The organism is Arthrobacter sp. Soil_C_49, from assembly GCF_057656635.1.
This window is the reverse complement of the sequence record NZ_JBDGJZ010000006.1, coordinates 78,849-92,365: the sequence shown is the minus strand read 5'-3', so window position 1 is coordinate 92,365 and position 13,517 is coordinate 78,849. Positions and strand designations below refer to the sequence as shown.

17 protein-coding genes are annotated in these 13,517 nt (G+C 65.3%); 14 read left to right on the top strand and 3 right to left on the bottom strand.

All coding sequences use genetic code 11. The features are described from left to right. Positions 1-1,041: an alpha/beta hydrolase gene (locus AC3A4Z_RS11735; RefSeq protein ID WP_498711691.1), complete on the top strand. Its 1,041-nt coding sequence runs from the start codon at positions 1-3 to the stop codon at positions 1,039-1,041. Here AC3A4Z_RS11735 and AC3A4Z_RS11730 read toward each other — a convergent pair whose 3' ends face one another. Continuing rightward, positions 1,042-1,872, bottom strand: a complete 831-nt coding sequence (locus tag AC3A4Z_RS11730) for an HAD-IIA family hydrolase (protein ID WP_498711690.1) — start codon at positions 1,870-1,872, stop codon at positions 1,042-1,044. It abuts the gene before it with no gap. Between the two features lie 72 nt (positions 1,873-1,944). Between AC3A4Z_RS11730 and AC3A4Z_RS11725 the strand changes: the two genes are divergently transcribed. The 3 genes from AC3A4Z_RS11725 (at position 1,945) to AC3A4Z_RS11715 (ending at position 4,293) form a co-directional block, all read left to right on the top strand. Further along, complete coding sequence (locus AC3A4Z_RS11725; RefSeq protein ID WP_498711689.1) at positions 1,945-2,601, top strand: TrmH family RNA methyltransferase; 657 nt, start codon at positions 1,945-1,947, stop codon at positions 2,599-2,601. 247 nt (positions 2,602-2,848) lie between these two features. Further along, a complete protein-coding gene (gene fbaA, locus AC3A4Z_RS11720; protein WP_498711688.1) occupies positions 2,849-3,868 on the top strand; it encodes a class II fructose-bisphosphate aldolase in 1,020 nt (339 codons plus the stop codon). A 2-nt stretch (positions 3,869-3,870) separates the two neighbouring features. After that, on the top strand, positions 3,871-4,293 hold the full coding sequence (locus AC3A4Z_RS11715) for a DUF3151 domain-containing protein (protein WP_498711687.1): 423 nt from the start codon (positions 3,871-3,873) through the stop codon (positions 4,291-4,293). Positions 4,294-4,421: 128 nt separating this feature from the next. Here the strand turns inward: AC3A4Z_RS11715 and AC3A4Z_RS11710 are convergent, their stop codons facing one another. Next, a complete protein-coding gene (locus tag AC3A4Z_RS11710; RefSeq protein ID WP_498711686.1) occupies positions 4,422-5,051 on the bottom strand; it encodes a uracil-DNA glycosylase family protein in 630 nt (209 codons plus the stop codon). A 337-nt stretch (positions 5,052-5,388) separates the two neighbouring features. On the opposite strand from AC3A4Z_RS11710, the gene AC3A4Z_RS11705 reads away from it, so the two are divergent. From AC3A4Z_RS11705 to AC3A4Z_RS11680, 6 genes are all read left to right on the top strand, one after another. Beyond that, positions 5,389-6,450, top strand: a complete 1,062-nt coding sequence (locus tag AC3A4Z_RS11705) for a M14 family zinc carboxypeptidase (protein ID WP_498711685.1) — start codon at positions 5,389-5,391, stop codon at positions 6,448-6,450. Between the two features lie 253 nt (positions 6,451-6,703). Next, positions 6,704-7,993 carry an adenylosuccinate synthase gene (locus AC3A4Z_RS11700; RefSeq protein ID WP_050056492.1) on the top strand — a complete coding sequence of 430 codons (1,290 nt, stop codon included), beginning with the start codon at positions 6,704-6,706 and terminating at the stop codon, positions 7,991-7,993. A 287-nt stretch (positions 7,994-8,280) separates the two neighbouring features. Continuing rightward, positions 8,281-8,670, top strand: a complete 390-nt coding sequence (locus tag AC3A4Z_RS11695; RefSeq protein WP_498711684.1) for a YegP family protein — start codon at positions 8,281-8,283, stop codon at positions 8,668-8,670. Between the two features lie 278 nt (positions 8,671-8,948). Further along, a complete protein-coding gene (locus AC3A4Z_RS11690) occupies positions 8,949-9,500 on the top strand; it encodes an RNA polymerase sigma factor (protein ID WP_498711683.1) in 552 nt (183 codons plus the stop codon). After that, the gene (locus AC3A4Z_RS11685) at positions 9,497-10,372 is read left to right on the top strand and encodes a hypothetical protein (RefSeq protein WP_498711682.1); all 876 of its coding nucleotides are present in this window, start codon (positions 9,497-9,499) and stop codon (positions 10,370-10,372) included. The genes AC3A4Z_RS11690 and AC3A4Z_RS11685 overlap by 4 nt, the downstream gene beginning before the upstream one ends. Positions 10,373-10,397: 25 nt before the next feature. After that, positions 10,398-10,823 carry a CoA-binding protein gene (locus AC3A4Z_RS11680; RefSeq protein ID WP_498711681.1) on the top strand — a complete coding sequence of 142 codons (426 nt, stop codon included), beginning with the start codon at positions 10,398-10,400 and terminating at the stop codon, positions 10,821-10,823. Between the two features lie 13 nt (positions 10,824-10,836). Here the strand turns inward: AC3A4Z_RS11680 and AC3A4Z_RS11675 are convergent, their stop codons facing one another. Beyond that, positions 10,837-11,865, bottom strand: coding sequence for an isopenicillin N synthase family dioxygenase (locus AC3A4Z_RS11675; RefSeq protein WP_498711680.1), 1,029 nt, complete (start codon positions 11,863-11,865; stop codon positions 10,837-10,839). A gap of 45 nt (positions 11,866-11,910) precedes the next feature. On the opposite strand from AC3A4Z_RS11675, the gene AC3A4Z_RS11670 reads away from it, so the two are divergent. The 4 genes from AC3A4Z_RS11670 to AC3A4Z_RS11655 are packed head-to-tail and all read left to right on the top strand — an operon-like array spanning position 11,911 to position 13,494. Then, on the top strand, positions 11,911-12,327 hold the full coding sequence (locus tag AC3A4Z_RS11670) for an MmcQ/YjbR family DNA-binding protein (RefSeq protein ID WP_498711679.1): 417 nt from the start codon (positions 11,911-11,913) through the stop codon (positions 12,325-12,327). Beyond that, complete coding sequence (locus tag AC3A4Z_RS11665; protein ID WP_498711678.1) at positions 12,324-12,887, top strand: DUF1990 domain-containing protein; 564 nt, start codon at positions 12,324-12,326, stop codon at positions 12,885-12,887. The genes AC3A4Z_RS11670 and AC3A4Z_RS11665 overlap by 4 nt, the downstream gene beginning before the upstream one ends. Further along, entirely contained in the window at positions 12,884-13,201 is a 318-nt protein-coding gene (locus tag AC3A4Z_RS11660; protein WP_498711677.1) for a putative quinol monooxygenase, read from the top strand. Before AC3A4Z_RS11665 ends, AC3A4Z_RS11660 begins: the two co-directional genes overlap by 4 nt. Continuing rightward, a complete protein-coding gene (locus AC3A4Z_RS11655; RefSeq protein ID WP_050056483.1) occupies positions 13,201-13,494 on the top strand; it encodes a DUF503 domain-containing protein in 294 nt (97 codons plus the stop codon). Before AC3A4Z_RS11660 ends, AC3A4Z_RS11655 begins: the two co-directional genes overlap by 1 nt. Positions 13,495-13,517: the final 23 nt, after the last annotated feature.

Here is a 13,517-nt window from a genome sequence, read left to right as displayed (position 1 = left end):
GTGCCGTATGAGGGGGACACGAGTCCGCAGGACAGGCGGGGGGCTTCCGGAGCCCGGCTGCTGGCGGAAGCCGCTGCCCTCAAACAGTTTTCGCGGCGGGCTTTCCTAACCGGCGCCGGAGCCTCCGGCGTGCTCGCCGCAGACATGCTGCTCACCCGCGAGGTGCAGTCGCAGCGCCGGTCCAACAGGATCCTCACTATGCCGGACGATTTCGCCGACGCCTACTACCCGGACGCCAGCTGGTTCCTTTTCCCCGGGTACAAAACCAGCTGGGAGGAGGCACAGTGGATCCTGAACTCCCTCCGCGGCGCGCTGAACAAGTGTGCCCGGCTTGCCGCCGTCGGCTATTCAAACCAGGGGCTGGACGTCGATGGGCTGGTCATCTCCATCATCGAATACGTCCGAGCGCAAAAGCTCACCAAACTGTTCTTCTACGGCCACAGCTTCGGCGGGATGGTGGCGACGCAGGTGGCCGCCCGGCTGCTTGAAATCCACGGGGTGCAGGTGGAGTTCATCGTGCTGGATTCCAGCCCCTACAGCAAGCATGACGTGCTGGACCAAAGCTGGTTCGACGGCGTGGTGTTCCTTTACGAGCGCGGCATCCGGTTCCCGTCCACCCTGCGCGGCGGATACGAACTGGGGGAGCGGGTCATCCACAAGGACGAAAGGACCTGGCGCCAGATTCTTGACCAGACGCTCGAACAGCTGTCCCCGATCGCCCCGTCCAACCTGCTCATCCAGTCCGAGTCCGCGTACATCTACCACTTCGAGGGCACGCGGTTCGTGGACAGGTTGGGCAGCGCCAAAATGGCCTACATCGGCAATCCCCGGGACCGCACCGTCCGTTACCAGACGGCGGCTGAGGCCTGGGCGGTAGCGTTCAAGGCGAACATGGTCTCCAGCGATCTGCAGACCGAGGGTGCTCTTCCGGCGCACGCCAGCCCGGGCTGGAACCCGACTGTCTACCGGCCCATCCTGCAACAGCTCCTGGACGAGAACTTCCCGTTGCCCCGCGGCGGATCCCGGGTGACGGTCTTCTAGCTAGATCTGGTTCTTCAGGTCCGCCACGGAGTTCAGCACCTGGTTGGGCCGGAACGGGTACGAACCGATCTCTTCGCGCTGGGTGATGCCGCTCAGGACCAGGACAGTGTGCAGCCCCGCTTCCATGCCGGCGATGATGTCCGTGTCCATCCGGTCACCGATCATGGCGGTGGTCTCCGAGTGTGCATCGATCTGGTTCATTGCCGAGCGGAACATCATCGGGTTGGGCTTACCCACGATGTAGGGTTCCCGGTCGGTGGCCTTGGTGATGAGTGCTGCTATCGCTCCGGTGGCCGGCATGGGCCCATCCTTGGAGGGGCCGGTGGCATCCGGGTTCGTGGCGATAAACCGTGCCCCGGCCAGGATCAGGCGGATGGCCGTGGTGATGGCCTCGAAGGAATATGTGCGCGTCTCGCCGAGAACCACAAAGTCGGGATCCTGGTCGGTGAGGATGAAACCAGCCTCGTGCAGCGCCGTCGTCAGCCCTGCCTCGCCGATGGTGTAAGCGCGGTTGCCCGATCCGGACCCCTGCACCTGGTCCTTCAGGAACTGGGCGGTGGCCAAGGCGGAGGTCCAGATGTTCTCTTCCGGAACCTCGAGCCCGGAAGCCTTCAGCCTCGCCGCCAGGTCGCGCGGCGTGAAAATGGAGTTGTTGGTGAGCACCAGGAAGCGCTTGGACGTGTCCACCCACCGCTGGATGAGTTCAGCGGCGCCCGGCACTGCCTGGTTCTCGTGGACCAGGACCCCGTCCATGTCCGTCAGCCAGCACTCGATCTCCTGGCCGCTGCGGTACACCGCCTGATTGCCTGCAACCTTGTCCGCTTCTGCCATGCCTACCTCTTCGCCCGTGATGAAAGCCCGAAAGGTCCAGTCTAGTGTTGAGGGGTGAACCAAACGCCCGGTATGACGTCCGAACCCCACCCCGAGCCGGACGAAACCGCGCCCGAAAAGGCGGAGGTCGGCGTCGGGCCCTGGGAAGGCGAACTGCCCGAAGGCGACCACTGGGACCCTGACCTCCTCGCTGACGGCGACCGGCGGAACGTGCTGGACAAGTACCGGTACTGGAAGCACGACGCGATCGTCGCTGAGCTGGACTCGCGGCGCCACAACTTCCACGTGGCTATTGAAAACTGGCAGCACGACCTCAACATCGGCACGGTGGTGCGCACGGCCAACGCCTTCCTCGCGAAGGAAGTGCACATCATCGGCCGACGGCGGTGGAACCGGCGCGGTGCCATGGTCACCGACCGCTACCAGCACGTCCGCCACCATCCCACTGTTGAAGATTTCGTCGCCTGGGCGCAGGGGGAGGGGCTGGCGATCATCGGAATCGACATCTTCCCCGACTCCGTGCCGCTGGAAACCTACGAACTGCCCAAGGACTGCGTGCTGGTCTTCGGGCAGGAGGGCCCGGGCCTGACCCCCGAGGTGCATGAGGCCGCCGTCGCCACCCTGTCCATCGAGCAGTTCGGCTCCACCCGGTCCATCAATGCAGCCTCCGCCGCCGCGATCGCCATGCACGCCTGGGTGCGCCGCCACGTCTTCAACCAGCACGTGTAGCTTCGCCGGCGCGTGCGGGTGCGGGTGGTGGGCCCACGCCCGCAGGGTTCCCTGGCCGAGCGTGCGAGGCGAGGGTGCGGGTGGTGGGCCCACGCCCGCAGGGTTCCCTGGCCGAGCGTGCGAGGCGAGGGTGCGGGTGGGGCGTAACCCGGAGCACTCTCCGCGCGGAACTGACTAGGATGGTGCTAGCCGTAAGCGGTACTCCAGGGTTACCAGCCCACAGACGAACCTCAGCATAGGAGTCAGCATGCCCATTGCAACCCCAGAGATCTACTCCGAGATGATCGACCGCGCAAAGGCGGGCGGCTTCGCATTCCCGGCCGTGAACGTGACGTCCTCGCAGACGCTGAACGCAGCCCTGCGCGGCTTCGCCGAAGCTGAGTCCGACGGCATCGTCCAGGTCTCCACCGGCGGTGCGGCGTACTGGTCCGGCGCCTCCACCAAGGACATGGTGGCTGGTTCCCTGGGCTTCGCCGCGTTCGCCCGCGAAGTGGCCAAGAACTACAACGTGAACATCGCCCTGCACACGGACCACTGCCCCAAGGACAAGCTGGACAGCTTCGTCCTGCCGCTGCTGGCAGCCTCCGAGGCTGAGGTCAAGGCCGGGCGCAACCCGCTGTTCAACTCCCACATGTGGGACGGCTCCGCAGAAACCCTGCAGGAGAACCTCCGCATCGCCCGCGAGCTGCTGGAGCGCACCGCTGCCGCCAAGATCATCCTTGAGGTCGAAATCGGCACCGTGGGTGGCGAAGAGGACGGCGTTGAGAACGAGATCAACGAAAAGCTGTACACCACGGTTGAGGACGCCCTCGCTACCATCGAGGCACTCGGCGCCGGCGAGAACGGCCGCTACATCACGGCGCTGACCTTTGGAAACGTCCACGGCGTGTACAAGCCCGGTGGCGTGAAGCTCCGCCCGGAGATCCTCAAGGACATCCAGGCCCAGGTGGGCGCCAAGATCGGCAAGGACAGCCCGTTCGACCTTGTGTTCCACGGCGGCTCCGGCTCCTCGGACCAGGAAATCGCGGACGCCGTCTCCTACGGCACCATCAAGATGAACATCGACACCGACACCCAGTACGCCTACACGCGTCCGGTGGCGGACCACATGTTCCGCAACTACGACGGCGTCCTGAAGGTTGACGGCGAAGTAGGCAACAAGAAGACTTACGACCCGCGCGTCTGGGGTGCATCTGCTGAAGCCGGCCTCGCAGCCCGCGTGGTCGAGGCCACCAAGCAGCTCGGTTCAGCCGGAAAGACCTTCTAGGAATGTCCGACGAGTTCCGCCGGAACCTCATGGGCCCCGAGCCCACGCTCCTGCCTGCCGAGACCGAGGTCAACCAGCAGCTGGACGCCGGCCAGGAGCCCCTGGACCTCGTGGCCAAGCACCCCACGTCCTCGCTGCTGTGGGCCCTGCTTGCGGAAGAGGCCTGGGATGAGGGGCGCACCATCGACTCCTACGCCTACTCGCGCGTGGGCTACCACCGTGGGTTGGACTCGCTGCGCCGCAACGGCTGGCGCGGCGTGGGCCCGATCCCCTGGGAGCACGAGCCCAACCGCGGCTTCCTGCGGGCACTGTATTCGCTGGGCCGGGCGTCGGCTGCCATCGGCGAGGCAGAAGAGCCGGAGCGGATTGAGAAGTTCCTGAACGACTCCGATCCGGCAGCGAAGGCAGCCATCGAAGCGAAGTAGACAGCAGCGCGGGGTCACATCCGGCCCAATTCCATCGGAAAGATGGGCCGGATGTGACCCCGCGTTTGTTTAAGTACGACGACGGCCGGTCACCTTTTCGAAAAGGTGACCGGCCGTCGTCGTTACAGTCAGGACTTCTGGAGTCCCGTGCGCGCCATTGCATCGGCGTAGGCCACGCGCATGGCCTCGAGGTATTCCTCCTGGCGTGCGGGCGAACCGGCGAAGGCGCGGCCGCTGAGGGAGCGTACCTTGTAAGTCTTCAGGCCGCGGCGCCAGAGCAGCGGAACTTCGGTCTTCAGCAGCAGGTTGGCCAGGCGGTTGGCTTCGGTGCCGTGCGCCACGATCACCGAAGCGCGGGGAACCACGGCCAGGAACTTGAGCAGCGGCTTCAGGCCGGCGGATACCTGGTCCGGGGTGAATTTCCCGTTCGGCTCACCGGGGGTGTGCCAGGGGTGGACGTTCCAGGGCATCACGTACTCCGGGCGGAGGCCCAGTTTCCACTGGATACCGAGCATCCGGGTGGCGGCGTCGGCGTCGCCGGGCGTGATGAAGCCGGACTTGTCGGCCTCGCCGATATTCGAATACAGGCTGATGATCCTGCACTCATCCACGTCGTGCATGGGATCAACGTAGGGCACTACCGTGCCGGGCTTTGCCTCCTGCAGGGAATCGCACAGCTCGTTGACGGCGGCAACATTGGGTTCGTAGCGGCGGCTCAGAAGCTGCTCATGGAAGGATTCGGGTGCCAGTGCGGTCATGTAGGGCTGGGTCTCCTGCGGGGATTGGTGTTGCTGCCACCGCGAAAATGGGCGCACGATGGCGCAATACATCCGAGGTGGTTGAAATGGGGTGGGCCGATTCCGGGTCGGCCTTGACCAGTTTAGCAAGCCCAGGGAAGCGAAACGCGGGGCCGGCGCTTCCGGGGGCAAGTATCGGGCGTGCGATGGCGCACGTTCCGGATCGTAATAACTGCATGCCGGGATCTGTTATATCCATTGACAGCTTTCGTCCAGCTTGGTTGGCTCTTGTCACAGGCCGCAATGGGGGACATGGCGGCCTGCACGCACCCAATGCACTCGAAAGAGGTAACGCACCGTGAGAAAAACCCTGGCAACTTTCAGGACCCTCGCCGCAACCGGAGCCCTGGCCCTGGCAGCAGCGACCGTTCCGGCACCGGCGATGGCCGTAGGCGAAGGGCCCAACTACGACGGGAACGGCCAGATCACCACCTCTAAGCTGGCCACGTACGACCAGATGGTGTCATTCCTCAAAGACCAGGACGACCGCCAGCAGGCCATGGAACTTGAAGTCATCGGCCAGACGGTCAAGGGCCGGGACATCCACCTGGTCAAGTACATCTCGGATCCGGCCAAGCCCACCATCCTCTACCTGACACAGCAGCACGGCAATGAGCAGCTCACCACCGAAGGCGCCCTGGAATTTGTCAAGCACCTTGGCACCGCAAAGTCAGGGGACATCCTGGATGGAGTCAACATCCTCATCGTTCCCATGCTGAACGCAGACGGTGCCATGGGTGACGTCAACTTCTCCCTTGACGGCTACCAGGCCAAGGGTGACCGCAACATGACCCGCTACAACGCCGAAGAAGTGGACCTCAACCGGGACCACGTGGACAAGGTCCAGCCCGAAACCCAGGCGCTGCACAACAATGTGATGCGCAAGTACGGGGTCGACTACATGATCGACCTCCACCACCAGGGCACCCGCAGCGAGCGTGACGGCGAGCTTGTCTCCGGCTCCATCCTTTACCCCACCACGCCCAACGCCGATCCTGCAGTTGTACAGAAGTCCAAGCAGCTTGGCGCCGTGGTGTTCAACAACGTCGATTCCACTGGCTGGGGCCACCTTGGCAAGTACGTGGGCGGCAGCGCCGAAACCATCAGCCGCAACGGCATCGCCGTCGAATATGGCATCGCAACCCTGCTGTTCGAGATGCGCGGCATGTCGGACCACTACCTGGACGGCTACGCCCTGGGGCTCCGCAGCAACGGGTACCTGATCAAGCAGACGGTCACCACTCTCACTGCCACGGCTGCTGCCATCGCTGACGGGTCCATTGCCGACGCCGACACCTCCTTCTGGGACAGCCTCGCCACCCAGACCTCCCGCCCGGGCGAGGAGGCCGACGGCGAGTAGCAGCTGCCGAAGGCCGCTGCGGTCCCTTGCGGAGTCCTTTTACTCAGCAAGAAGGACCGCGGCGGCACGGCGGGTGGATAAAGTCGCCTATCGGCTAAACTTGGGTGGTAAGAGCCCCGGAACTCTTGCTTCGCTGTGCCGCCCCGCGGACCGGTGAAGGCCGGTCGATTCGGGGCATTCTCATGAACGGCGCTGTACAGGCCTGCCACGCTGTGGCCGGGCCGGGCAGCCCGAACGAATGGGGGAGGATCCCATGCCAGCAATTGTGATCGTAGGAGCCCAGTGGGGCGACGAAGGAAAAGGCAAGGCTACCGACCTTCTGGGCGGCCGCGTTGACTATGTCGTCAAACCGAACGGCGGCAACAACGCCGGGCACACCGTCGTCGTAGGCGGTGAAAAATACGAACTCAAGCTGCTTCCGGCCGGCATCCTCAGCCCCAACGCCGTCCCCATCATCGGCAACGGCTGCGTGGTTAACCTTGAGGCACTCTTCCAGGAAATTGAGGGCCTCCAGGCGCGCGGCGCCGACACCTCCAAGCTCCGTGTCTCCGCCAACGCCCACCTCGTGGCCCCGTACCACCAGGTGCTGGACAAGGTGACGGAACGCTACCTCGGCAGCCGCGCCATCGGGACCACCGGCCGCGGCATTGGCCCCGCCTACATGGACAAGGTGGCCCGCCTGGGCATCCGCGTCCAGGACGTCTTTGACGAATCGATCCTGCGCCAGAAGGTGGAAGGATCGCTGCGTCAGAAGAACGAACTCCTGGTCAAGATTTACAACCGGCGCGGCGTGGTGGTGGACGAGATCGTGGAGTACTTCCTGTCCTTCGCCGAACGGCTCCGCCCGCTGGTCATCGACAGCACGCTGGTCCTGAACACCGCGCTGGACGAGGGCAAGGTAGTGCTGATGGAAGGCGGCCAGGCCACCTTCCTGGACGTTGACCACGGCACCTACCCCTTCGTCACCTCTTCCAACCCCACCGCCGGCGGCGCCTCGGTGGGCTCGGGCATCGGTCCCACCCGCATCTCCCGCTCCATCGGCATCATCAAGGCGTACACCACGCGCGTTGGCGCCGGGCCGTTCCCCACCGAACTGTTCGACGAGATGGGCGTGTACCTGCAAAAGACCGGCGGCGAATTCGGCGTCAACACCGGCCGGCCGCGCCGCTGCGGCTGGTACGACGCCGTCCTGGCCCGCCACGCCTCCCGCGTCAACGGCTTCACGGACTACTTCGTCACCAAGCTGGACGTGCTCACCGGCATCGAGCAGATCCCCGTTTGCGTGGCCTACGACGTGGACGGCGTCCGCCACGACGAGATGCCCATGACGCAGACCGAGTTCCACCACGCCGTACCCATCTTCGAGTACTTCGAGGGCTGGACCGAGGACATTACCGGGGCTCGCACACTGGCGGACCTGCCGGAGAATGCCCGCAACTACGTACTGGCCCTCGAAAAGCTGTCCGGTACGCGGTTTTCCGCCATCGGCGTCGGCCCGGACAGGGACCAGACCATCGTGGTGAACGACCTCATCAACGACTGACATGGGCCCACGCCGGCTAGGGAGCGGGTGGGGGACGACGACGGCGGGCCACCTTCAAAGGTGGCCCGCCGCTTGCGTTGGGCAGGAAAATGACAGCAATTTACACAGGGTTAACGCCCCAGGTCTTGCGGCGCCGCTGGCCTACGGGCGAGACTCTTAGGTACACCCGGTGACCAGATCACCAATCGTTCGACCAGACCCGCGGGAATAACGGGCAGTGATGCGCCCGGACCGGCCGGTGGCAACGGCGCCTCCGGACAAGGACCCGCAGAACGGAAGGATTAGTTATGGCCGGAAAGTTCGAAGCGTTTGTTGACCACGATTCCTTTTTCAGGTTCCGCCTCCTTGCTCCGGACGGCACCATCATGGCCGTTTCCGGCCCCTTCGACAGCAAGTCCTCCCTCGCAGCCGGCATCGCCGCCGTCAGGGAATGCGCAGGCACAGGACTGGTAACGGATCTCTGCCCCGCCGGCGCTGTGGCACGCCAGGCCCCTGCTGCAGTTCAGTCGTCGGCCGCCGCAACCGTTCAGGCCGCTGCAACCGTTCAGGCCGCCTCAGCCGTCCAGGATGACTGCGACGACCGGCGGGCAGCCGCGAACGCCCACACTTTCAGCCTGGCCACAGGCCCACGCCGGCAGGTAAGCCGGCCCCGCTGGATCACCGCAGCCGCCCGCTGAAGCGGGCGGGAAAATTCCTTAAAGTTTTCTGCCTCCGGGCGTAACCCTTGGCGTGCCCCAAGCGATTACCCCTATGTAGCGCCGGTCTGGAACTTGTCCCCCATCACGTTCCAGGCCGGCTCTTTCATTTTTGGTCCGGAAGGCACCTGCTGCCGCAACAACGCGTGGCGCACCCGGACGGTGGTTACCGAGGGGTAAAGTGATCCGGGGAAAAGGCATTCCAAGCAGTGGAGCCTGATCCTTCACGCCACCTCTCTTTGACTGAAAGCACTACGTCCGTGACTGACGCACTGACTGACCTGGCCCCAGGGGACCAGGACGCCGGATCATCCGGATTCAGCGCTGTCTACCGCACGTATGCGTCACAAGTCCTCGGCTATCTCACTGCCCGGGGCGTCGAGGATCCGGAGGCGGCCATGCAGGAAGTGTTCCTGGCCGTCCTGCCGCGCCTTGGCTCCATCCACGGCGGTTCCGCCGGGCTCCGTACCTTGATCTTCTCGGTGGCCCATGCCCGGATGGTTGACGACCACCGCCGCCAAAGCCGGATGCCCGCCAGGCTGCCCTTCGAGCCCGGGCTGGACTTGCGGGAAGACTCCTCTGCCGAAGCCGAAGCGCTCGAACGCATTTCCCCGCAAGAGGTCCTGGCCCTGCTGGACGGGTTGCCCGGGGACCAGCGCGAGGTTCTGTCCTTGCGTCTCGTGGCGGGACTCACAGTGGAGCAGGCAGCGCAGACCCTGGGCAAAAGCCCGGGGGCGGTGAAGCAGCTCCAACGGCGGGCACTGGGCAAGCTCCGCGAACTTTCGGCCGTGAAGGAGTATCTGGGGCCATGACACCGCACGCCAACGTGTTGCCGGACCTCGTGGACGAGATGCTTCTCGATGCCGGATTGGGGCAGGAGGACAGGCTTCGTTCCGCCCTCCTGTCGCTGGGAGCCCTGGCATCGCTGCCCGCACCGGCTCCATCCGGCGACCTTGCCGCGCTGCTGGCAGAAGACGGCGGAGGATCTGCCGGCGACGAGCTGGCCCGTCGCCGCTGGCTGCGCGCCCGCCGCCCAACGGTGGTGGGCATCGCCCTGATCGCCGGGATGGGAATGGGCGCGGGCGGAGTCGCTGCCAGCTCGCCTCCTCCCGGACAGCCTGGGAGTCTTTCCATCCAGCATCTGCTCAGCAACTGGGCGCCCGGCTGGAGCCTTCCCGTGCCGCAGGCCGCCGGTTCGGTGCGGCCGGAAGCCATGCCCGGCAGGCCGGAAGCCGTGCCCGGCAACCCAGGGGAAGCAGGTCAGCCTGCAGATTCCGGACCGGACGTCCGCGAAGCAGCCGGCAGCCCGCCCGCCAGTGCCGGCGCGGCGGACAACCCCGCAGTCTCCCGCAGTAACCCGGAGCCCGCGGAAATCCTGGCTGTGCCCGGTGCCGGCGGAAAGGCAAACGGACATGTCCGCATGGGGCAGAGTATCGCAGAGGGTGCCGGAAAGGCCGACGCCGGGGCTGCCGCCCCCGCAAAGGAGGGCGCTGCGGGGCAGCCGGAGCATGCCGCCGGACAGGGCACCCCCGGTGGTTTCGATGCGCCAAGCACGGTGGTTGGTACCGTTCCCGGTGTCCTTGCAGGCGTGGCCGGTGAAACGCTGCAATCGACGGCGGACGCCACCGGAAGTGCCCCGGCGGCTGTCCCCGGCAACAGCTGGCTGCAGAAGTTCAACCGGTAGCAGGCGGGCAACGTAGGCTAATCCCATGGGCCACAAAAACGATCCTGCCGTTGTTGAACGCCTGATGCGGACCAAAGGCCGCTGGGCCATCGTTGGCCTCACCACGAACGAGTGGCGTGCAGCCTACGACACCTCGCTTTTTATCCGGGACCGGATGGGGATGGAGATCATCCCCATCAACCTTCCGGGCGAACCTGTGCACGGGGAAACGGGCTTCCGCAGCCTTGGTGACATTCCTCCCGAAAAGCATCCCATCGACGTCGTGGACTGCTTTGTGAACTCGCAAAAGGTGGGGGACGTGGTGGACCAGGCCATCGCGGTGGGGGCGAAAGCGGTGTGGCTTCAGCTGGGCGTCATCGATGAGGCCGCGGCGGAACGGGCCAAGGCCGCCGGGCTGGACGTTGTGATGGATTCCTGCCCCGCCCAGCAGGCCTGGAAATACAACCTCTGACGTTCCCGCAGATTTAGCGCGTCAGGAGCTCCGGATAATGGCGCTCCGTCACGTCCGGGTGGGCCCGCATCCTCCCCTTGAGCATATTCATCCCGTAGGAGGCCAACAGCGGATTGGCGGGGTCATCCGAGATGCCCCGCGCGTCGGCCTTGAGTTCGGGCGGCAGCGGGACGGGGTCGATGACCGCGTCGAGCCGGGGCGACCAGAAGAACGGGACCGAATACCTGTCCACGCCCGGAGGAGGCGCCTGGACCCGGTGAATGGTGGCCACCAGGTAGCCTTCGGTAGCGACTTCGAGCATCTCGCCCAGGTTCACCACCAGGGCTCCGGGGATGGGCTCTACGGGCGCCCAGTCAGTTGCGCCGGGCGGAAGAACCTCCAGCCCGCCGATGTCGTCCTGCAGCAGGAGGGTGACGAACCCGTAGTCCGCATGCGAGCCCACGCCCTGGTCGCCGGCCGCTTCCACCACGCCGCCCACGTAATGAACCAGTTTTCCCATCCAGGCGGGGGAACCCTGGAAAGGCTCGTCGAAGTAGTCTTCCGGCAGTTTCAGTGCGACCGCGATGGCCCGGAGCAGTTCCATTCCCACCCGCGACATCAGTTCCGCCCACTCCATGGCGGCCGGTTTGAGCTCCGGGAAGGAGTCCTCCGGCCATAAATTCGGGCCCTGGAGCAGCCAATACGGCTGGTCCTCAGGATAGTCCGTGACCGGCTCGCGTTCGGGCGAATAGTCGATCTGTTCCCGCGCATCCGCACGTCCCTGGGTCACCTCGGTGCCCATCCGCGTGTAGCCGCGGAAATGGGGGGAAAGCCGGTTGTCCAGCTTCATCCTCTCTTCCAGCGGCAGTGCAAAGAACCGCCTGATCAGGTCCAGCAGCCGTTCAGGCTGGCCGGGGGAGGCGCCGTAGCCGGTGATTTGGAAGAAACCCACATGGTGCGTCGCGTGGCGCAGCTGCTCGATGAAGTCGGGGCTGAATGAACCGTCGTCCTGCCGTGCCGTGCCCAGATCCAGAACAGGAATGGGCCCCTGATCGTGTGACATCCTCGCAGACTAGCACCGCGGCAGCCGGCTTTATAGGCTTCCTGCATGGACCCTGCTGCATTGAGGAATATCTGCCTCTCGTTTCCCGGCGCCTACGAGGATTATCCGTTCGGTCCGGAGACCGCCGTATTTAAGGTCCGCGCCAACATTGCCGGGGGAGCGAGGCATGAGGCCAAGCTCTTCGCGCTGAGCAGCATGGATCCCCGGGACTTGTACGTCAACCTCAAATGCGAGCCGACCCTCGCTGTACAGCTGCGCGCCGCGCACCCGGAAATTGCCGGCGCTTGGCACATGAACAAGACACACTGGAACGGCGTCCGCCTGGACGGGACCCTGCCGGACGACATGATCCGGGACATGGTGGAGGATTCCTACGATCTTGTGGTGGCAGGCCTGACCAGGAAGCAGCAGGAACAGCTTGGCTGGGCGCGCCTGGCCGGCTCCCGGGGCGGCAAGCAGTGAAGGCCAACAGGTCGCCCCAGGGCAGGGTGCACCACCTTGGTTACCCCGGAATCGGGGGCACCGAACACGGGCTTACGCCGGAGGGGTACGCCGGCATCCTGGAAGAGGTGCAGCTGGGTACCGGCTTTGTTGTGTACAGGCGGGTGGCCGCCGGCATCCTTTCCTGGGAGCTGCAGCGTCGGGCCGGCCTCCGGGTGCGTACGGATTCGCCAGGGGTGGCGCCGGGAGCGCGGGTGGTGAGCGGCTTCGGCGTCGGGCCCTTTCGCTTGAATGCACCCTGCGAGGTGGTGTGGGTCCATGAGCCGCTGCCGGAAGATGTGCCGCAGTCAGCGGGATTTGGGTACGGAGCCCTGCCGGGCCACCCGGCCCGCGGTGAGGAATCCTTCGAAGTGGAGATCAACAGCGACGCCGATGTCCACGTGCGGATCCGCGCCTTCAGCAAGCCGGGCAACTGGTTTTACGCGGCCGGCGGACTGGTGACCCGGGCGGCGCAGCGGCACGTTACTTCCCGGTACATTGAAGGGGCACGCCAACTCGCCGCGGAAGGACTACGCCCGTGATTTTTATCGTCGTCAAGTTCAAGGTCAAGCCGGAATGGTCCGAGCGCTGGCCCGGCCTGGTGGCCGGCTTCACTGAAGCTACGCGGCAGGAGCCGGGGAACCTCTGGTTTGACTGGTCCCGCAGCCTTGATGACCCGAATGAGTACGTCCTGGTGGAAGCCTTCAAGGACGATGCCGCCGGCGACCACGTCAACAGCGAACACTTCAAGCAGGCCATGGCGGACATGCCCCAGGCACTCGCCGAAACGCCCCGGATCATCAGCCGCCAGCTCGACGGCGACGCCTGGGACCGCATGGGGGAGCTCACCATCTGATGTGGATCGGCTGGATCGAATTCGACATCCTGCTCGGTGACGTTCAGAGCCTCAAGGAAAAGCGGTCCGTTGTCAGGCCATTGATTGCCGAGGTCAAGCGCCGGTTCGACGTCTCCGTCGCCGAGGTAGGCGATCACGACCAGTACCGGCGCACCCGGCTGGGCGTCGGCCTGGTGGCAGCGGACCGCGCCCACCTCGTGGAGGTGCTGGCCGCTGTCGAACGCCTCGTGGCTGCGCGGCCCGAAATCGAACTGCTCAGCGCGCGGCAGCGGGAGCTGCACAGCGAGGACTGACGGTGGTTGAGCCTGTCGGATCC